The sequence below is a fragment of the Streptomyces sp. NPDC033845 genome, assembly GCF_055576225.1.
Genome location: NZ_JBVIRI010000007.1, coordinates 336,179 through 353,983 on the forward strand (window position 1 = coordinate 336,179; position 17,805 = coordinate 353,983).

At 73.4% G+C, this 17,805-nt stretch carries 19 protein-coding genes; 10 read left to right on the plus strand and 9 right to left on the minus strand.

Annotated elements, in window-relative coordinates; all coding sequences use genetic code 11:
- Nucleotides 1-56: 56 nt before the first annotated feature.
- A complete protein-coding gene (locus ACZ50K_RS18220; RefSeq protein ID WP_468903863.1) occupies nt 57-1,166 on the plus strand; it encodes an alpha/beta hydrolase in 1,110 nt (369 codons plus the stop codon).
- 31 nt (nt 1,167-1,197) lie between these two features.
- Here the strand turns inward: ACZ50K_RS18220 and ACZ50K_RS18225 are convergent, their stop codons facing one another.
- Nucleotides 1,198-2,178, minus strand: a complete 981-nt coding sequence (locus ACZ50K_RS18225) for an ABC transporter ATP-binding protein (protein ID WP_468903865.1) — start codon at nt 2,176-2,178, stop codon at nt 1,198-1,200.
- 147 nt (nt 2,179-2,325) lie between these two features.
- On the opposite strand from ACZ50K_RS18225, the gene ACZ50K_RS18230 reads away from it, so the two are divergent.
- From ACZ50K_RS18230 to ACZ50K_RS18245, 4 genes are all read left to right on the plus strand, one after another.
- Complete coding sequence (locus tag ACZ50K_RS18230) at nt 2,326-3,018, plus strand: ABC transporter permease (RefSeq protein WP_468903867.1); 693 nt, start codon at nt 2,326-2,328, stop codon at nt 3,016-3,018.
- Between the two features lie 5 nt (nt 3,019-3,023).
- Nucleotides 3,024-3,707, plus strand: a complete 684-nt coding sequence (locus tag ACZ50K_RS18235; RefSeq protein ID WP_468903869.1) for an ABC transporter permease — start codon at nt 3,024-3,026, stop codon at nt 3,705-3,707.
- A gap of 24 nt (nt 3,708-3,731) precedes the next feature.
- The gene (locus tag ACZ50K_RS18240; RefSeq protein WP_468903871.1) at nt 3,732-4,736 is read left to right on the plus strand and encodes an ABC transporter substrate-binding protein; all 1,005 of its coding nucleotides are present in this window, start codon (nt 3,732-3,734) and stop codon (nt 4,734-4,736) included.
- Nucleotides 4,737-4,840: 104 nt separating this feature from the next.
- A complete protein-coding gene (locus ACZ50K_RS18245) occupies nt 4,841-5,971 on the plus strand; it encodes a hypothetical protein (RefSeq protein ID WP_468903872.1) in 1,131 nt (376 codons plus the stop codon).
- Here ACZ50K_RS18245 and ACZ50K_RS18250 read toward each other — a convergent pair.
- Nucleotides 5,968-6,573 carry a TetR/AcrR family transcriptional regulator gene (locus ACZ50K_RS18250; RefSeq protein WP_468903874.1) on the minus strand — a complete coding sequence of 202 codons (606 nt, stop codon included), beginning with the start codon at nt 6,571-6,573 and terminating at the stop codon, nt 5,968-5,970. The two genes, ACZ50K_RS18245 and ACZ50K_RS18250, sit on opposite strands and share 4 nt — an antisense overlap.
- A 241-nt stretch (nt 6,574-6,814) precedes the next feature.
- Between ACZ50K_RS18250 and ACZ50K_RS18255 the strand changes: the two genes are divergently transcribed.
- Nucleotides 6,815-7,129 (plus strand): imine reductase family protein, encoded by a 315-nt coding sequence (locus ACZ50K_RS18255; protein WP_468903876.1) that lies wholly within the window; start codon nt 6,815-6,817, stop codon nt 7,127-7,129.
- 73 nt (nt 7,130-7,202) lie between these two features.
- On the opposite strand, the gene ACZ50K_RS18260 is transcribed toward ACZ50K_RS18255, so the two are convergent.
- From ACZ50K_RS18260 to ACZ50K_RS18270, 3 genes are all read right to left on the minus strand, one after another.
- Nucleotides 7,203-7,412 (minus strand): hypothetical protein, encoded by a 210-nt coding sequence (locus ACZ50K_RS18260; RefSeq protein WP_468903879.1) that lies wholly within the window; start codon nt 7,410-7,412, stop codon nt 7,203-7,205.
- A gap of 70 nt (nt 7,413-7,482) precedes the next feature.
- Complete coding sequence (locus ACZ50K_RS18265) at nt 7,483-8,334, minus strand: arylamine N-acetyltransferase family protein (RefSeq protein ID WP_468903881.1); 852 nt, start codon at nt 8,332-8,334, stop codon at nt 7,483-7,485.
- A 41-nt stretch (nt 8,335-8,375) separates the two neighbouring features.
- Nucleotides 8,376-9,518 (minus strand): NADH-quinone oxidoreductase subunit D, encoded by a 1,143-nt coding sequence (locus ACZ50K_RS18270; protein WP_468903883.1) that lies wholly within the window; start codon nt 9,516-9,518, stop codon nt 8,376-8,378.
- Between the two features lie 82 nt (nt 9,519-9,600).
- On the opposite strand from ACZ50K_RS18270, the gene ACZ50K_RS18275 reads away from it, so the two are divergent.
- Complete coding sequence (locus ACZ50K_RS18275; RefSeq protein WP_468903886.1) at nt 9,601-10,083, plus strand: PH domain-containing protein; 483 nt, start codon at nt 9,601-9,603, stop codon at nt 10,081-10,083.
- Nucleotides 10,080-11,465: a PH domain-containing protein gene (locus tag ACZ50K_RS18280; RefSeq protein WP_468903888.1), complete on the plus strand. Its 1,386-nt coding sequence runs from the start codon at nt 10,080-10,082 to the stop codon at nt 11,463-11,465. Before ACZ50K_RS18275 ends, ACZ50K_RS18280 begins: the two co-directional genes overlap by 4 nt.
- A 31-nt stretch (nt 11,466-11,496) precedes the next feature.
- On the opposite strand, the gene ACZ50K_RS18285 is transcribed toward ACZ50K_RS18280, so the two are convergent.
- Complete coding sequence (locus tag ACZ50K_RS18285) at nt 11,497-12,171, minus strand: response regulator transcription factor (protein WP_468903889.1); 675 nt, start codon at nt 12,169-12,171, stop codon at nt 11,497-11,499.
- A 14-nt stretch (nt 12,172-12,185) separates the two neighbouring features.
- Entirely contained in the window at nt 12,186-13,385 is a 1,200-nt protein-coding gene (locus ACZ50K_RS18290; RefSeq protein WP_468903891.1) for a sensor histidine kinase, read from the minus strand.
- A gap of 179 nt (nt 13,386-13,564) precedes the next feature.
- Between ACZ50K_RS18290 and ACZ50K_RS18295 the strand changes: the two genes are divergently transcribed.
- Complete coding sequence (locus tag ACZ50K_RS18295) at nt 13,565-14,521, plus strand: SAM-dependent methyltransferase (protein ID WP_468904012.1); 957 nt, start codon at nt 13,565-13,567, stop codon at nt 14,519-14,521.
- A 72-nt stretch (nt 14,522-14,593) separates the two neighbouring features.
- On the opposite strand, the gene ACZ50K_RS18300 is transcribed toward ACZ50K_RS18295, so the two are convergent.
- On the minus strand, nt 14,594-16,141 hold the full coding sequence (locus ACZ50K_RS18300) for a M28 family metallopeptidase (protein WP_468903893.1): 1,548 nt from the start codon (nt 16,139-16,141) through the stop codon (nt 14,594-14,596).
- Nucleotides 16,142-16,271: 130 nt separating this feature from the next.
- On the minus strand, nt 16,272-17,396 hold the full coding sequence (locus ACZ50K_RS18305) for a DUF5937 family protein (RefSeq protein ID WP_468903895.1): 1,125 nt from the start codon (nt 17,394-17,396) through the stop codon (nt 16,272-16,274).
- Between the two features lie 128 nt (nt 17,397-17,524).
- Here ACZ50K_RS18305 and ACZ50K_RS18310 point away from each other — a divergent pair, with 128 nt between their 5' ends.
- Complete coding sequence (locus ACZ50K_RS18310; RefSeq protein ID WP_468903897.1) at nt 17,525-17,722, plus strand: hypothetical protein; 198 nt, start codon at nt 17,525-17,527, stop codon at nt 17,720-17,722.
- Nucleotides 17,723-17,805 lie beyond the last annotated feature (83 nt).

Below are 17,805 nucleotides of genomic sequence, written 5' to 3' on the forward strand. Positions count from 1 at the left end.
TCACTCGGACTCCGGAAAAACTCGACCCGCCCTCCAGAAAGTCGGCATCACGCATCATGGGTCTCACCAGCAATACGGTTCTGGTCCTGGCCGTCGCCGTCGGCGTGCTGCTCTTCGCGGCGACCGTCTGGCTCTGGCCCCGGCTCGCGGGCCGCACCTGGCGCGCGGTCACCGGCCGTGTCGGGCTGCTGCTCGCGACCCAGCTCGCGCTGTTCTGTGCGGTGGGCCTGGCCGCCAACAAGTCCTTCCTGTTCTACGGCTCCTGGGACGACCTGTTCGGCCGGCAGACCGGTCTGGGCACGGTGGTCGACCACTCGATGAGCAGCCGGGACATCAAGGTGGTGGGCAAGCAGAAGCCGGACGTGCCGGGAGGCGCCCAGCCGGCCGTCGGAGGCCAGATCCTGAAGGTGGCCATATCCGGCCGGAAGTCGAAGATCGACAGCCCGGGTTACGTCTACCTGCCGCCGGAGTACTTCCAGCCGGCCTACGCCCAGCGGAACTTCCCGGCCTCGATCGTGCTGACCGGCTACCCGGGCACCGCGGAGAACCTGATCAAGGGGCTGAACTACCCGTCGACGGCCTTCAAGCAGGCCAAGGCCGGCCGGATGCAGCCGATGATCCTGGTGATGCTGCGGCCGACCGTGTCCGGGAACCGGGACACCGAGTGCGTGGACATACCGGGCGGACCGCAGACCGAGACCTTCTTCGGACAGGACCTGCCGCAGGCCGTCCGGGACACCTTCCGGGTCGGCGACCAGCCGCGGAACATGGGGTTCATCGGGAACTCCACCGGCGGCTACTGCGCCCTGAAGATGGCCCTGCACTACCCGCGGACCTTCGCCGCCGGGGCCGGACTGTCCGCCTACTACCGGGCGGCCCAGGACGCCACCACCGGCGACCTCTTCCACGGGGACAAGGCGCTCCAGCGGCGCGCCGACATCCTGGGGAGCCTGAGGTCCAAGGCGCCGACCGGCACGTCCTTCCTGGTGACCAGCAGCGAGGAGGGCGAGGGCAACCTCTCCGACACCAGGAAGTTCATCGCGGGGGTCAGGGGGCCCGACCGGGTCTCCTCGATCATCCTCGACAGCGGCGGCCACAACTTCAACACCTGGCGGCGGGAGATCCCGCCGATGCTGGAGTGGATGAGCGGCCGCATCCGGGCCTGAACCCGCGCCCGGGCCTGAACCCGCGCCCGGCCTATGCGGAGGCGGAGACCTCCTCCGTCCGGGCCCGGCGCAGCGCCCGGTGCACTCCCTCGGTGGTGAGCACCCCGGCGGTCCGGCCGGACTCCGGGTCGGTGACCGCGATCCGGCCGGAGTCCTCCTGGAGCAGCGCGGCGAGCGCCTCGCGCAGCGAGCCGCCGAGCGGCACCGAGGCGGCGGGCGCGGGCCCGCCGTCCTCCGCCGGGTCCAGGTCGGCGGCCTCCAGGGGGGTCACGGCGAGCCGCTTCAGCCCCCGGTCGGTGCCCACGAAGCGGGCCACGTACTCGTTGGCGGGGGCCGCCAGCACCCGGGCCGGGGCGGCGAACTGCTCGATCGTGCCCTGGCCGTAGACGGCGATCCGGTCGCCCAGCCGGACCGCCTCCTCCAGGTCGTGGGTGACCAGCAGGATGGTCTTGCGCACGGACTTCTGGAGCGCCAGGAACTCGTTCTGCAGGTGCTCGCGGACCACCGGGTCCACCGCCCCGAACGGCTCGTCCATCAGCAGCACCGGCGGGTCCGCGGCCAGGGCCCGGGCCACTCCGACCCGCTGGCGCTGTCCGCCGGACAGCTGCTCCGGGTAGCGGCCGCCGTGCACCGCCGGGTCCAGTCCGACCAGTTCGAGCAGCTCCGCGGCGCGCGCCCGGGCCTTGGCCTTCGGGGTGCCGAGCAGCTGCGGGACGGTGGCGGTGTTCTCCAGGACGGTCTTGTGCGGGAAGAGCCCGACCTGCTGGATGACGTAGCCGATGCGGCGGCGCAGCTCGACCGGGTCGGCGGCCGCGATGTCCTCGCCGCCCAGCAGGATCCGGCCGGAGGTGGGCTCGATCAGCCGGTTGACCATCTTCATGGTGGTGGTCTTGCCGCAGCCGGAGGGCCCGACCAGGGTGACCAGTTCGCCCTCCGCCACCTCGAAGGAGAGGTCGGCGACGGCGTTCGTCCCGTCGGCGTAGCGCTTGGTCACATGCTCGAATCGGATCACCCGTTCATCTTCTCGTACCGGTGCCGGGGGTTTGTGAAGGGAGTGTTGCCCGGTTGCGAAGGATTCCGGCCATCGTCGGTGCCGGGGGTTAGGGTCGCTCCTGTACTGGTGTTCGGTGGTGGTCGTCGAGGGGCGGGGGTGGGTGAGGTGTCCGGGCAGCCGGGACGGAACTGCCTGGTGGCGAACGACTGGATCTGCTGGGAGTACGTCCGCAGCCGCAGTCAGGAGCTGACCGACGCGACCCTCCAGCACATCGGCATCACCCTGCTGTCCGTCACCATCGGCGTCCTCGTCTCGGTGCCGCTGGCCCTGCTGGCCCGCCGTGGCCGGCGCTACGCCACCCCCGTGCTCGGGCTGTCCACCGTGCTCTACACGGTCCCCTCGCTCGCCATGTTCTCCCTGCTGCTCCCGGTGTTCGGGCTGTCCGGGGCCACCGCCCTGGTGGTGACCGGGCTGGTGCTCTACTCGCTGACCATCCTGGTCCGCAACGCCCTGGCCGGGCTGGAGGGCGTCCCGGAGGAGGTCCGGGAGGCCGCCCGGGGCATGGGGTACGGGCCGGTGCGGCTGTTCTGGCAGGTGGAACTGCCGCTGGCGCTGCCCACCCTGCTCGCCGGGGTGCGGATCGCCACCGTGTCCACCGTGGCGCTGACCACCGTCGGCTCCATCGTCGGCAAGGGCGGCCTCGGCAACCTGCTGGCCCCCGCCGTGGACAGCTCCTTCAAGGCGCAGGTGCTGACCGCCTCCGTGCTGTGCGTGCTGCTGGCGCTCGCCGCCGACCTGCTGCTGCTCGGGCTCCAGCGGCTGCTGACCCCGTGGACCCGGATCCGGAAGGGGGCCTGAGGGCCGTGGGCGGAGTGTGGGGCGGGACCTGGGACTGGCTGGCCGACGGGGCCAACTGGTCCGGGGAGAACGGGGTGTGGCACCGGCTGGCGGAGCACGCGTACGTGAGCGGGCTGGCCCTGCTGATCGCCTGCGCGGTGGCCCTGCCCACCGGCCTGCTGCTCGGCCACATCGGCCGGGGCGGCGCCCTGGCCGTCAACATCTCCAACGCCGGCCGGGCCGTCCCGGTCTTCGCCGTGCTCGCCCTCTTCATGGTCTCCCCGCTGCGCAACGCGGGCTATCTGCCCACCGTCACCGCCCTGGTGCTGTTCGCCGTCCCGCCACTGCTCACCAACGCCTACGTCGGCATGCGCGAGGTGGACCGCTCGGTGGTGGAGGCGGCCCGCGGCATGGGCATGTCCGGCGGGCAGCTGTTCCGCCGGGTGGAACTCCCGCTCGCCCGACCGCTGCTGATGACCGGACTGCGGACGGCCGCCGTCCAGGTGGTCGCCACCGCCACCATCGCCGCGATGGTCGGCCAGGGCGGCCTGGGCCGGATCATCACCGCCGGCTTCAACACGTACGACACCCCGCAGGTCATCGCCGGCGCCCTGCTGGTGGCCCTGCTCGCCCTGCTGGTGGAAGGCGTGCTGGTGGCCGTCGACAGGCTGCTGTCCCCCGCCCGCCGCAGACCTTCCCGAACGACCTGACCGCCCCGAAACGGAGCCCACGCAATGAAGTACGGCACTACGTCCGGCAAGACCCCGCGCACGCGCGCCCTCGGTGCCGCCCTCGGGGCGCTGGCCCTCGGTGTGTCGCTCGTGGCCTGCGGGGGCGGCGACAGCCTGGAGAAGTCCAAGGACGCCGGCTCCGGGGCCGGCTCGGGCGGGGACAAGGGCAAGCTGGTGATCGGCGCCGCCGGGTTCACCGAGTCCAACGTCCTGGCCGAGCTCTACTCCCAGCTGCTGAAGGACGCCGGCTACGGCACCTCGATCACCACGGTCAAGAGCCGCGAGCTCTACGAACCCGCCCTGGAGAAGGGCGAGATCGACGTCGTCCCCGAGTACGCGGCCACCCTCGCCGAGTTCCTCAACGCCAAGGTGAACGGCCCGAAGGCGCCCGAGGAGAAGCCGGTCGCCTCCAGCGACCCGGTGGCCACCGCCGCCGCGCTGGAGAAGCTGGCGGCCCCGCTGGGGCTGAAGGTGCTCCCGGTCGGGCAGGCCGTGGACCAGAACGCTTTCGCGGTGAGCAAGGAATTCGCCGCGAAGAACAACCTCAAGACCCTTTCCGACCTCGGGAAGTCCGGACTGAAGATCAAGATTGCCGCGGGTGACGAATGCGCCGTCCGCCCGTTCTGCGCACCCGGGTTGAAGAAGACGTACGGAATCGACGTCACCGGTGTCGACCCGAAGGGCGTCGGAACTCCCCAGGCCAAGCAGGCGGTCAAGGACGGGGTCGACCAGCTGGTCCTCACCACCTCCACCGACGCCACCCTGGAGAGCTTCGGTCTGGTGCTGCTGGAGGACGACAAGAAGCTCCAGAACGCCGACAACGTGCTGCCCGTGGTCAACGCCAAGGACGCCGGCGGCCCGGAGGTCGCGGCCGCGCTCGGCAAGCTCACCACCGCGCTGACCACCGCCGACCTGACGGAACTCAACCGCAAGGTGGACGCCGAACGGGCCAAGCCGGCCGATGTGGCGAAGGCCTGGCTCCAGTCCAAGGGCCTGCTGAAGAACTGAGATCCCACCCGAAAGGACTGAAACACACCCGAGGGGTAACCGCCTGGAAACAGATTGCCGGGCGGTTACCCCACGGGACTCCCACGCACTGTAAATTTCAGGCCATGCCCCGTGGACGCCACCGCAATCCCGAACCCCTGCACCGGCTGCTCACGCCCTCGACGGTCGCCGGTGTCTCCCTGATCAGCGCCGCCGCGGCCTGGCTGCCGGCCGAACCGCTGACGCTGAGACTGCTGGTGGCCCTCGCGGCCGCCGCCGGGATCGCCGGCGCGGTGCTCATGCGGGCCTGGGACCGGGCGGCCGGCCGCCGGGTCGCCGAACTCGCCCGCGACCGCGTCAAGGACGAGTGGCGGACCGAGGAACGAATAGCCGAACTGGAGTCCGACCTGGAGGAGTCCCGGGCGCTCCGGGCCCGCCTCGATGCCAAACTGCGGGCCAAGCGGGTCGAACTGGCCGGGCTCCGCGGCGAGCACGCGGCCCTGCTGCGGCGCTACGCCACCGCCGAGACCGAGCGGGCCAGCGCGCTGGAACGGCGCCGGCTGCTGGCCATCGAGGCCGCCGCGGCCGCACCGGCCGCCGCCCCCAGGGAACTTCCGGCCGTCTCCGAGGAGCGCACCTCCGCCGGTGCGCCGACCGCGGTCGGCTACGCCCGGGCGCACGCCGCCCTGTCCGCGCTGGCCCGCCGGGCCGAGCAGCACGCCGGCTCCGCCCCGGCGGCGATCGAGGCCCCGGCCGTGCAGCCCGCCCTGGAGGCCCCGGTGGCGGCACCCGCCCTGGAAGCCCCGGCCTCCGCCGCCTCCGCCGCCGCGGAGCACCGCCGGTCCGGGAGCGCGGCCTCGGCCGTGCCGGCCCGTCGGCTGGCCGCCACCGTGGCCCCGTACACCCCGCCCCGGCGGGCCTCCCGGGTCGAGGGCGGCTTCGACTTCTTCGGCACCAAGGCGGGGGACCCGGCGCAGGCGCGGGCCGCCATCGAGGCGGTGCAGCACGAGGACCTGGCGGACGTGGTGGGCGAGGAGGCCCTGGCCGCCCACAAGGCCGAGTCCCCGGCCCCGGCCTCCTCCGGTGAGGCCCCGGCCGCCGTCTCCGGTGAGGTCCCGGCTCCGGCCGCCGCCCCCGAGGAGGCTCCGGCCGCCGCCCCGGGCGAGGAGGCCGATCCCGCGCAGGTCATCGATCTGACGGAGCACGACGAGACCGAGCCCATCGACGTGGCCCGGCTCCGGACCGCCATCTCCTAGGAGACGGCCTCCCGGGCCGGGAGGTAGGTGCGGATCAGGCGGGCCAGATGGCTGCCCGCCGTCAGCAGCGGGGTCTCGGTGCGGCCCACCTGCGCGGCCATCTCGGCCCCTTCGAGGGTGCTGATCACGGTCAGCGCGAGGTCCCGCGCGTCCTCCGGGGTCACCCCGCCGGCCAGCAGCTTCTCCTCCACCAGCCGTCGCCAGGCGACGAACGCGGCCGCGCAGGCCGCCTCCAGGTCCGGCAGCCGTCCCACCGACTCCAGGGCCGTCACCGTCACCGGGCAGCCGTCCAGCCAGGTGGAGTCCCGCAGTGCCGCCGCCAGCCGGCCCGCCACCGCCTCCACCGCCTCGGCCGGGTCCGCCGCCGAGCCCAGCCCCTCGGCCAGCAGTTCGGCGAACTCCCGCTCGCCGAAGCCGATCGCGGCCACCGCCAGCTCCTGCTTGCCGCCCGGGAAGAAGTGGTAGAGCGAGCCGAGGGTGGCCTCCGCCTCCTTGGCCAGCTGCTTGACCGGGGTGCTCTCGTACCCGCCGTGCTGCATCAGCCGGGAGGCGGTGCGGATCAGCCGGTCGCGGGTGCCGGTGGCGGCGGATGAGGTCGTCATACCGAGGAGCGTAACCAGAAACTGAGTAGAGCGTTCGTTCCAGTCCCGTGCTGCGGTCGCCCCGAGCGCCGGATGCCGGGTCACCGTCTGGAACCGCAGCGCCGGAAAGGACGCCGAGCTGACCGCCCGGCGCGCGCGCTCCGCCGCCACCGCCGCCGAGGCCGTCGCGGCATCCGCGCTCACCGTCCTCAGCCTGATCGACGTCCCCGCCCTCCACACCGCCCTCGACGGGGGAGTCAACGTGAACCCGGACGGGGTGGGCAAGCCCGAGTCCCCGATCTTCGTCAGCGGCCCCCGGGAGGTGTACGAGGAGCACCGCGCGGCCCTCGACGTCCTCGGGACCACCGACTTCCGCGGCACGGAGGCCGGCCTGGCCCAGCTCTACCACCAGCTCAACATGACGGTCTTCCGGACCTCGCTGACCGGCTTCCACCAGGCGGTGGCGGTGGCGGTGGCCCGGGCCAACGGCCTCACGGCCCCCGGCACGAGGTGTTCCGCGCCGGCATCGAGGCCGGCTACGGCCCGGAGCGCAGCACCCGCGTCGTCGACGTACTGACCCGGGGCACCCGCGGCGGCAGCTGACGGCCGCGACAGCCGACGCCCGCGGCGGGCGGCGCCCGGAGCAGCGGCTAGAACAGCGGCAACTGCCCCGGCAGGGAGGGCAGGACGAACCCGTCCAGGGTCGGCGCCGAGGCACCCAGCACCACCCGGGCCCGCGAGCCGGGGCAGGACACCAGGTCCCCCCGGCTCGCGGGCGGGTCGTGCCGGGCGATCCGGCCGGAGGTGACGGCGCAGTCGCGCCCGCAGACCGGGCACGCGCGACGAGGCGAGGCTGACATGCCCCCATTCTGGGGCAGCCCGCCGACAGCGTCGGGCCGGCGCCGGCCCGGGCCGCGCCCGGCCACCGGCTCAGGAGGCCGCGGCCCGCTCCGCCAGCCAGGTCTCGTGGGCGCGGGTGACCCTGTCCCACAGCGCGGCCCGGTCCGCCGGGGTCAGATCGGCCAGGTCGCGGCCGAACACCGAGGCCATCACCCCGTAGAACTCCTCCGGCGAGGTCAGCTCCCGCTCGCTGGGCCCCTCGGTCCCGTCGACCCGGGTCAGCATCCGGCCGCGCAGCAGGTCGATCCCCCGGGCGTCCCGGCGCAGCAGCGTCAGGGTCCGGACGAAGGGGGAGTCGGGGGCGGTGGACAGCCGCAGGTGCTCCGCCTCGAAGTCCGCCATCCGGGCCGGCGCGTCCAGGAAGTTGGTCACCGGGAACGGGCCGCCCCCGTTGCGGCAGGTCCAGCCCGGCCCGGCCTCCCCGGCCAGCGGCTCGATCCGGTAGCCGAACCCGCCCTGCTCGTAGGAGCCTTCGACCAGCGGCAGCGGCTCGTGCGGGCCGTCGCCCAGCCCGGTGTCCACGAAGTAGCGGACCCCGTCCACGCGCACCGTCAGCGCCAGGTGGTTCCCGTTGACCCCGCGGGCCTCCGCATCCTCGTACACCCCGCCCACGTGCCGGACCACCTCGTAGCCCAGGGACTCCAGCAGGGCGGCGAACGCGCCGTTGAGATGGAAGCAGTAGCCGCCCCGCCCGGCCGCGAACCGGCGGGCGGACAGCTCCGGATCGATGCCCGGGGCGCGGCCGAGCTGGATGTCGATGTTCTCGTACGGAACGCGCTCCAGATGGGCGCGCTGAAGTGCGAACAGGCCCTCGGCGGAAGGCTTTCCGGGGTCCGGGATGCCGAGCCGGCGCAGGTAGCCGGCGAATATGCCAGTGATCATGGCGCAAGCCTAGGCATACCGGGCACCGGACTCGCCGGACATCACTTGTCGATGTCCCCGACCACGAAGAACAGCGAGCCGAGGATGGCCACCATGTCGGCGACCAGCTGACCGGGCAGCAGTTCGGTCAGCGCCTGGATGTTGTTGAAGGACGCGGACCGCAGCTTCAGCCGGTACGGGGTCTTCTCGCCCTTGGACACCAGGTAGTAGCCGTTGACCCCGAGCGGGTTCTCGGTCCAGGCGTAGGTGTGCCCCTCGGGGGCCTTCAGCACCTTGGGCAGCCGCTGGTTGACCGGGCCCGGCGGCAGCTCCCCCATCCGGTCCAGGCAGGCCACCGCCAGGTCCAGCGCGTTGTGGGTCTGCTCCAGCAGGCACTCGAAGCGGGCCAGACAGTCGCCCTCGGGGCGGGTGACCACCTTCAGGACGTCCTGGAGCTGCCCGTAGGCCAGGTAGGGCTCGTCCCGGCGCAGGTCGAAGTCCACCCCGGAGGCACGGGCGATCGGCCCGGACACCCCGTACGCGTGCACCGCGGCGGCCGACAGCACGCCCACCCCGCGGGTCCGGGCGCGGAAGATCTCGTTGCCCCGCACCAGGTCGTCGTAGACGTGCATCCGGGTGCGGACGTCGGCGACGGCGGCCCGGGCCCGGCCCAGCCAGCCGGCCGGCAGGTCCTCCTTGAGGCCGCCGACCCGGTTGAACATGTAGTGCATCCGGCCGCCGGAGATCTCCTCCATCACGGCCTGGAGCTCCTCGCGCTCCCGGAAGGCGTGGAAGATCGGGGTGATCCCGCCCAGTTCGAGGGGGTAGGAGCCGAGGAACATCAGATGGTTCAGCACCCGGTTCAGCTCGGCGAGCAGGGTGCGCATCCACACCGCCCGCTCGGGCACCTCCATGCCGAGCATCCGCTCGACCGCCATCACCACGCCCAGCTCGTTGGAGAACGCCGACAGCCAGTCGTGGCGGTTGGCGAGCATCACGATCTGCCGGTAGTCACGGGCCTCGAACAGCTTCTCCGCGCCCCGGTGCATGTACCCGACCACCGGTTCGGCGCTGACGATCCGCTCCCCGTCCAGGACGAGGCGCAGGCGCAGCACGCCGTGGGTGGAAGGGTGCTGGGGCCCGATGTTGAGCACCATGTCGGTGCTTTCCGCCGCGCCGCCGATGCCGACCGTGGTCTCCGTCATGGCGGCATTGTCGCAGCCCCCCGGCCGATCTCGTCCTCTGGTCCCACAGGACGGATCACCTCCGCGTCCTAGGGTGGAGGACATGGACACGGGGAAGATCGGCGAAACCGCCTGGGTGGGCCTCCAGAGCGGACTGCTCACACTGCGCAGGCTGCTGCTGGTGGTGTGGATGACCGGCCTGGCGGTGGTGACCGCGCTGCTCCTCGGGCTGTGGGCCGGGCCGGGCTGGGCGGCCGCCGGACTGTTCTGGCTGGCCCTGCTGGCCTGGGGCTGGGGGCTGATCGCCCGGAACTGGCGGTCCTGGCGGTACGCGGTACGGGCCGACGACCTGCTGATCAGCCGGGGCGTGCTCTGGCAGGAGCAGACGGTGGTGCCGTTCGGGCGGATGCAGCTGGTGGAGGTCACCTCGGGCCCGCTGGAGCGGCGGTTCGGCCTGGCCTCCGTACAGCTGCACACGGCCGCCGCGGCCACGGACGCGAAGATCCCCGGGCTGGACCCGGCCGAGGCCGAAAGGCTCCGCGACCGGCTCACCGCGCTCGGCGAGGCAAGGTCGGCGGGCCTGTGAGCACCGCACCCGCCCCCGCACCGGTCCCGGACCCCGCCTCCGACCCCGCGTCCGCCTCCGCCTCCGGCCCCGCGCCGGACCCGGCCGAGGCCCCGGCCCAGCGGCGGCTGCACCCGCTGACCCCGCTGCGCCGCGCCTGGGTGCCCATCGGCGGCATCGCCGGCATCGTCTTCCACCAGGGCGACCGGGCCGCCGAGTGGGCGGACCAGGCGCGCTCCCCGCTGGGCCTGCTGCTCTTCGCGGGCGTGGTGCTCGCCGCCTGCCTCTACGGGTTCCTCAGCTGGTGGTACACCTCCTACGCGGTCACCGACACCGAGATGCGGATCCGGACCGGACTCCTCTTCCGGCGCACCGCGCACATCCGGCTGGACCGCCTCCAGGCGGTGGACATCACCAGGCCGCTGCTCGCCCGGTTCGTCGGGGTCGCCAAGCTCAAGCTCGACGTGATCGGCACGGAGGACAAGGACGAGCTGGCCTACCTCGGCGAGGCCGAGGCCGGTGCGCTGCGCGCCGAACTGCTGGCCCGGGCCGCCGGCATGGCCCCGGCCGAGGCGGTGACCGTCGGCGAGGCCCCGGTACGGGAACTGCTGCGGGTCCCGGCCGGACAGCTGGTCCGCTCGCTGCTGCTCAGCCTGGGCGTGTGGGCGGCACTGCTGGGCGGGCTGCTCGCACCGGTGGTGGTGTGGTGGCTGAGCGCCAGCCTGTGGGCCTCCGTGGTCACCCTGCTGCCGGTGCTGGGCGGGGTGTGGGCGGCCACCGGGGGCCGGTTCCTCACCGAGTTCGACTGGACCGTCGCCGAGTCCCCGGACGGGCTGCGGCTGGACCACGGGCTGCTGGACAGGGCCCACGAGACGGTGCCCCCCGGCCGGGTGCAGATGGTCAGGATCGTGGAGCCGCTGCTGTGGCGGCGCCGGGGCTGGGTCCGGGTGGAGCTGGCGGTGGCCGGCTCCAAGAACGACCTGCTGGTGCCGGTGGCCTCCCGGGCCGCCGCCCACGAGGTGGTGTCCCGGGTGCTGCCCGGGGTGGACCTGGCGGCGCTCTCCTTCTCCCCGTCCCCGGGCCGGGGCTCCCCCTGGGTGGTCCCGGTGTGGTGGAAGGGATACGGGCTGGCCGTCTCCGACCAGGTGTTCGCGGCCCGGCACGGCAGGCTGTGCCGGCGGACCGAGGTCGTCCCGCACGCCAAGGTGCAGAGCGTCCGGCTGGGCCAGGGGCCCTGGGAGCGGGCCCGCGGGGTCGCCGACATCCGGGTGGACCACGGCGCCTCCGGCACGGTGACGGCCCGGCTCCGCCCGCGGGCGGAGGCGGACGCCCTGCTCCTGGAGCAGGCCGACCGCTCCCGCACCGGCCGGGCCGAGGCCCGCCCGGACCGCTGGCTCACCTGAGCCGGCGGGCCGGGGGCCCTCCGGTGGTGCGTCAGCCCGGGTTGCCGCCGGCCCGGACCAGCCCCGTCTCGTAGGCCAGCACGACGACCTGCACGCGGTCCCGCAGGCCCAGCTTGGTCAGGATCCGGCCCACATGGGTCTTCACGGTGGCCTCGGACAGCACCAGCCGGCCCGCGATCTCCCCGTTCGACAGGCCCTGCGCCACCAGCAGCATGACCTCCCGCTCCCGGTCGGTCAGCCGGTCCAGGTCCTTGTTCCGCGGCTCGGCCGTGGTGGTCGGCAGCATCGGGGCGAACCGGTCCAGCAGCCGGCGGGTGGTGGACGGGGCCACCACCGCGTCCCCGCTGTGCACGCTGCGGATCGCCGCCAGCAGCTCGCCCGGCGGCACGTCCTTCAGCATGAACCCGCTGGCCCCCGCCTTCAGCCCGGAGAAGGCGTACTCGTCCAGGTCGAAGGTGGTCAGGATGATCACCTTGGGGTGCTCCTCCGGCTCGCAGATCCGCCGGGTCGCCTCCACCCCGTCCAGCCTCGGCATCCGGACGTCCATCAGCACCACGTCCACCTTGGTGGCCCGCAGCACCTCCAGCGCCTCCAGACCGTCGCCCGCCTCGGCGACGACCTCCATGTCCGGCTGGGCGGCGAGCACCATCCGGAACCCGGTGCGCAGCAGCACCTGATCGTCGACCAGCATCACTCGGATGGACATCGGCTCCCTCGACCTCATCTCTTCTTCAGTGGCAGCAAAGCGCTGATCCGGAAGCCGCCGCCCGGACGCGGTCCGGCGTCCAGGGTCCCGCCGACCATACCGACCCGTTCGCGCATGCCGATCAGTCCGTGCCCGGCGCCGTCGGCGCCGCCGTCCTCGTACAGCTCGTGGGCCGCGCCCCGGCCGTCGTCCTCGATCAGCAGGCCCAGCCCGTCGTCGAAGTACAGGAGCCGGACGCTCGCCCGGGCCTCCGGCCCGCCGTGCTTGCGGGTGTTCGTCAGCGCCTCCTGCACGATCCGGTACGCCGTCAGCTCGACCCCGCTGGGCAGCTGCCGGGGGGCGCCCTCCACCTCGAACTCCACCGACAGGCCGGAACCGCGCACCTGCTCGACGAGCACCTCGATCTGCTCCACGTCCGGCTGCGGCACGTAGTCCTCGGACTCCTGCGGCTCACCGGTGCGCAGCACCCCGAGCAGCCGGCGCATCTCGGCGAGGGCCTGCCGGCCGGTGCCGGAGATGGTCTGGAGGGCCTCCTTGGCCATCTCGGGGGAGGAGTCCATGACATAGGCGGCGCCGTCGGCCTGGACCACCATCACCGACACGTTGTGCGCCACCACGTCGTGCAGCTCGCGGGCGATCCGGGCGCGCTCGGCGGCCACCGCCACCTGGGCCTGGGCGGCCCGCTCGTTCTCCAGCCGCTGGTTCCGCTCGACCAGCTGCGCGTAGTAGGCGCGCCGGGTGCGGAGGGAGTCGCCGAGCACCCAGGCCAGGGCGAACACCACCATCAGCATGGTGATGGTGAAGACGGTCTCGGCCTTGGAGTCGTTCCCGGTGACCCCCCAGCGCAGCTGGGCCAGCGCCGGGGCCGCCAGACCGATGGCCAGGGCGGTGCGGGACACCCAGCGGGGCACGTCGGAGGCGGCCGTCGTGTAGAGCAGGGCCAGCATCGCGAAGTTCGCCGGGGTCGGCTCCGAGCCGGTGGCCAGCTGGTAGACGCCGCTGCCGACGGTCAGCCAGAGCATCGGCACCGTCCACTTGCGGCGCAGGGCGACGGCGGTGGACAACGCGATCACGGCGGGCACGGCGGTCAGCCGCTCCCGGGTGGAACCGAATCCCTCGGAGACCTGCAGCATGCCCAACGCGAAGAGCAGGACAGCCCAGGAGCTGTCGACGCCCGTCGGGTGTCTGCGGAGGAAGTCGTAGAGGCGCTGCACGTAACCCAGAGTAGGGAAAGGAGACAGGTGCTGGAGTCAACCAGAGGGGCGATCCGTGGGGCGGGTGAGTACTCCCCAAGGTGGAGGGCCGCCTTAGCCTTGGTGCGGTGAGCACCGTGAGCACTGAGGGTGAGAGCGCGCGACGGCCGTCCGGCGGCCCTGCCGGCTGGCGCGCGGCGATGGAATCGGCGCTGTACGGGCCCGGCGGCTTCTACGTCCGGCCGGCGGACCCGACCGGTCCGGCCGGGCACTTCCGCACCTCCGTGCACGCCTCCCCGCTGTACGCGGGCGCGGTGGCGCGGCTGCTGTGCCGGGTGGACGCGGACTTGGGCCGGCCGGACCGGCTGGACCTGGTGGACGTGGGCGCCGGGCGGGCGGAACTGCTGACCGGGGTGCTGGCGGCGCTGCCGGCGGACACGGCGGCGCGGGTCCGGCCGTACGCGGTGGAACGCGCGGCCCGGCCGGCCGGGCTGGACCCGCGGATCGGCTGGGTGCCGGAGCCGCCCGAGGGGACCACCGGGCTGCTGTTCGCCAACGAGTGGCTGGACAACGTGCCGCTGGACGTGGCGGAGGACGGCCGCTACGTCACGGTGGCCGCCGACGGCACCGAGGGCCCGGGCGGGCCGGTGACCGGCCCGGACCGGGCCTGGCTGGACCGGTGGTGGCCGGGCGCCGGCCGGGCCGAGATCGGCCGCCCCCGGGACGAGGCCTGGGCCTCCGCCGTGGCCGCCCTGGACCGTGGGCTGGCGGTCGCGGTGGACTACGCCCACACGGCCGCCGCCCGCCCGCCCTGGGGCACCCTCACCGCCTTCCGCGAAGGCCGCGAGGTGCACCCCGTCCCCGACGGCAGCTGCGACCTGACGGCCCACGTGGCCCTCGACGCCTGCGCCGCCGCGGGCCGGGCGGCGGCCCCGGGCCGCGCCGCCGAGCCGGTGCTGGTGAGCCAGCGGGAGGCGCTGGCCGCCCTCGGGGTCTCGGGCGCCCGGCCGCCGCTGTCGCTGGCCTCGACGGACCCGGCCGCGTACGTCCGGGCCCTGGCCGGTGCCGGGGAGGCCGCCGAACTCACCGCCCGCGGCGGCCTCGGCGACTTCGGCTGGCTCGTCCAGGCGGTCGGCATCCCCGGCTGGCGCCCCTGACCTCCCCACGACAACGACACCGGCCCCCGGCGCGCGGGGCGCGCCGGGGGCCGGTCGGGGGCTCTGGGGCGGTTACTCGGCGGCCACGTCGTGGCCGTCGTGGAGGCCGCCGCCGCTGCCCGTGCCGTTGCTCGGCTTGGACACGACCGGGCGGCCCAGCGGGGCCAGGTCGTGCGCGTAGTGGCCGACCGCGTCCGCGATGACGTCCACGTTGATGTCGAGCGCCTTCTGGTTGATGTTGCGGATGTCGTCGCCCTCACCGTGGTAGTTGACGTCGTACGCCACCCCGGCCTGGCCGCCGAACTTCGCCGCCTGGGCTTCGGTCTTGATGCCCTCGGCGCCGGTGAAGGTGCCGCCGGAGGGGATGCCGACCTCGATGAACGGGCCGTAGTCGGAGCGGCCGCTGAAGTCGGTGCCCTCGTGCGGGATCCGCTTGGAGTCGAGGAAGTCGGTGATGCCCTTCTCCAGCTGCGCCGAGCCCTCGGGGCCGGGGCCCGCGCCGGTGGCGTCGGAGTCGTCGCCGTCGTAGACGAAGTACGCGGCGTTCGGCGAGGCGATCATGTCGAAGTTCAGGTAGAGCTTGATCTGCTTCTTCTGGGCCTCGGTCAGCGAGCCGACGTAGGCCTCCGAGCCGAGCAGCCCGAACTCCTCGGCCGACCACCAGCCGAACTTCACCTTGTTCTTGACCTTGTACTGGCTGGAGGCGAGCCGCTGGGCGACCTGCAGGATGCCGGCCGAGCCGGAACCGTTGTCGTTGATGCCCGCGCCGGCGGCGACCGAGTCGAGGTGGGCGCCGAGGAACACGGTGTTGTTCGCGTCGCCGCCGCGGGTCTCCGCGATCACGTTGTACGTCTTGCGGTTCTCCCGCAGCTCGCGGATGTCCAGGGTCAGGCTGACCGGACCGGCCGCGGCCTCCGCGACGAGGCGCTCGCCCTCCTCCTGGGTGATGCCGCCGGTCGGCACCTTGCCCAGGGTCGGGTCGCCGATGGTGCCGTTCAGGGCGCCCGCGGTGTTGTTGTAGATGATCGCGCCGACCGCGCCGGCCGCCGCCGCGTTCTCCTGCTTCACGGCGAAGGTGCAGCCGCCCCGCTTGACCAGGGCGACCTTGCCGGTGAAGGCGCCGGCGGCGAAGTCGCCCGGCTCGCAGCCGTTGGTGCCGTCGGCGTCCACCGGGGCCACGGCCACCGGGGCGGTGACCCCGCCCTCCGGGCTGTTCGCGGTGTAGGTCATCAGGTGGATCGGGACGTCGCGGCCGGCCGCCCCGTTCACGGTCAGCTTCTCCGCGACGGTCTCCACGTACACGAAGTCGAACTCGTGCTTGGTGACCTTGTAGCCGGAGGCCCGCAGGACCAGCTCGACGTACTTCGCGGACTGCTCGTGGCCCTTGGACCCGGCGACCCGGTTGCCCTTGTTGTAGTCCGCGATCGCCTGGAAGACCTTCAGGTGGTTGTTGGCACCCTTGCCCGTCGAGTCCTTCACCAGCTTCCGCGCGAGCGCGTCGCCCCGGGCGGCGTCGCTCTGCGGGCTCGTCGCACCCGCGGTCCCGGCGAACAGCAGCGGGGAGACGAGGGCGGCGGCAGCCAGAGTGGCGGTGGCTACGGCTATACGGCGTGAGGGCATGGAAGTCCTTTCACACGACAGCGGGTCAGCGGTGGACGCACGGTAGACAGCAACAGGCCGCTCTGGCCAGACTTTTCGCTGTTTCCGGTTCATGAATTCCGTATACCGGTGCCGGACGGGCGGCGGAGCGTCAGCGGAGGATGCCCTCGATGAAGTCCGAGCCGATCCGCGCCACTATGGACAGATCCAACTGATGTTGGGCATAACGGCCTTGACGCCGGGTGTGCAGCAGCCCGGCCTTCTTCAGCACCGACAGGTGCCGGGACACCTCGGGCGCCGTGATCCCGTGCACCGTGGCGAGCTCCCCGGTGGTGTAGGGGGCCCGGGCCAGGCTCCGGCACAGCATCATCCGCATCGGATGCGCCAGGGCCTCCATCCGGTGCTGCAGGACCTCCACCGACGGCCGTACGGCGGCCAGTTCGGGGGAGTCCAGCGGATAGTGCACCACCGGCCGCCAGCCCGGCGCGTGCAGCACCAGCAGGTGCGGCCAGCCGAAGTGGGTGGGGAGGAACACCAGCCCGTCCCCGACCAGCGGATCGGTCGCGGTGGCCGAGCCGTGCACCATCTTGTCCACGGTGATCGTGGTGCCCGCCTCGTCCACGGAGAGCGCCGCCGAGACCTCCCGCAGCGCCGCCGCCAGCCCCTTCCGCTGGAGCAGCCGGGTCTTGTGCCGGGCGTCGGCGGTCTGCTGCGGCTCGATCCGCGCCCAGGTCTGGGCGAAGAAGGCCTCCTCGCACTCCTCCAGCAGCCGCCGCAGCCAGCCCCGGACCGCCACCGTGTCGTCCAGCAGCCGTACGGAGAAGTCCAGCTGCCGGGGGCCGCGCGCGGCGGCCGTCTCCAGGGCCCTGGCCCGGGCCCCGGCGTCCTTCAGCGGGGAGGGCCCGCCGCCCTCGTCGTAGCGGCCCAGCCAGCAGTGCTCCAGGGCGGCCATCACGAACCGCTCGTCGTCCAGCCGGTCGAGGGCGTCGAGCTCCTCGGCGAGGGTGGCGCCGGGCAGTCCGGTGCCGCCCGGGATCCCGGCGAAGGGCATGAAGATGTCGGCGAAGGAGCTCCGCCACATGAACTCCGCCTCCAGCAGCCGGTCCGCCAGGCACGGGTCCAGGGCGGCGGCGGTGGCGGCGGTCCAGGACGCCAGCCGGGGGTGGTGGGCGGGCTGGGAGAGCGTGTGCAGCGCCATGCAGAGCTCCGCGAGCGGCGAGGTCGCGAAGGAGATCCGGTCGGCGGGCAGTCCCGTGATGTCGATGGTCACGCTCATCGCACCATTGTGTCCGCAGCGGTGCCGACCGGGCCCGGCCGGTACGCCCGACCGGGTCCCGGCCCCGTCGATTGACGGCAGCCGTCAATCGACGGGCGGGCCCGGACGGCCGGGTCCAGGGTGGAGGCATGACCGCGATCGAGCAGTACCTCCTCGACACCTACCGGGCCTCCCGGCACGGGGACCCGATGCCGCCGCCACCGGGCCGCGAGGACCTCGCGGTGCTGCGGGGCGCCCGCGAGTGGGCCCGCTTCCGGGCCGTCCTGGACGGCCGCCCCGCCGCCCACCCCTGGCTGGCCGCCCTGCACCGCCTCCGCCCCCGCTGACGGGACCCCCGACCGGCTCCCGCCGGGGCCTCCGCAGCGGTATCCGGCCTACGGGGCCTCCGCCGGGGCTCCGCAGCGCCTTC

What these genes read in the sequence shown, in the direction of transcription:
- ACZ50K_RS18220 (WP_468903863.1), top strand. Translation starts at nt 57, where the DNA reads ATGGGTCTCACCAGCAATACGGTTCTGGTCCTGGCCGTCGCCGTCGGC.
- ACZ50K_RS18240 (WP_468903871.1), top strand. Translation starts at nt 3,732, where the DNA reads ATGAAGTACGGCACTACGTCCGGCAAGACCCCGCGCACGCGCGCCCTC.
- ACZ50K_RS18245 (WP_468903872.1), top strand. Translation starts at nt 4,841, where the DNA reads ATGCCCCGTGGACGCCACCGCAATCCCGAACCCCTGCACCGGCTGCTC.
- ACZ50K_RS18250 (WP_468903874.1), bottom strand. Translation starts at nt 6,573, where the DNA reads ATGACGACCTCATCCGCCGCCACCGGCACCCGCGACCGGCTGATCCGC.
- ACZ50K_RS18260 (WP_468903879.1), bottom strand. Translation starts at nt 7,412, where the DNA reads ATGTCAGCCTCGCCTCGTCGCGCGTGCCCGGTCTGCGGGCGCGACTGC.
- ACZ50K_RS18265 (WP_468903881.1), bottom strand. Translation starts at nt 8,334, where the DNA reads ATGATCACTGGCATATTCGCCGGCTACCTGCGCCGGCTCGGCATCCCG.
- ACZ50K_RS18270 (WP_468903883.1), bottom strand. Translation starts at nt 9,518, where the DNA reads ATGACGGAGACCACGGTCGGCATCGGCGGCGCGGCGGAAAGCACCGAC.
- ACZ50K_RS18275 (WP_468903886.1), top strand. Translation starts at nt 9,601, where the DNA reads ATGGACACGGGGAAGATCGGCGAAACCGCCTGGGTGGGCCTCCAGAGC.
- ACZ50K_RS18285 (WP_468903889.1), bottom strand. Translation starts at nt 12,171, where the DNA reads ATGTCCATCCGAGTGATGCTGGTCGACGATCAGGTGCTGCTGCGCACC.
- ACZ50K_RS18295 (WP_468904012.1), top strand. Translation starts at nt 13,565, where the DNA reads ATGGAATCGGCGCTGTACGGGCCCGGCGGCTTCTACGTCCGGCCGGCG.
- ACZ50K_RS18300 (WP_468903893.1), bottom strand. Translation starts at nt 16,141, where the DNA reads ATGCCCTCACGCCGTATAGCCGTAGCCACCGCCACTCTGGCTGCCGCC.
- ACZ50K_RS18305 (WP_468903895.1), bottom strand. Translation starts at nt 17,396, where the DNA reads ATGAGCGTGACCATCGACATCACGGGACTGCCCGCCGACCGGATCTCC.
- ACZ50K_RS18310 (WP_468903897.1), top strand. Translation starts at nt 17,525, where the DNA reads ATGACCGCGATCGAGCAGTACCTCCTCGACACCTACCGGGCCTCCCGG.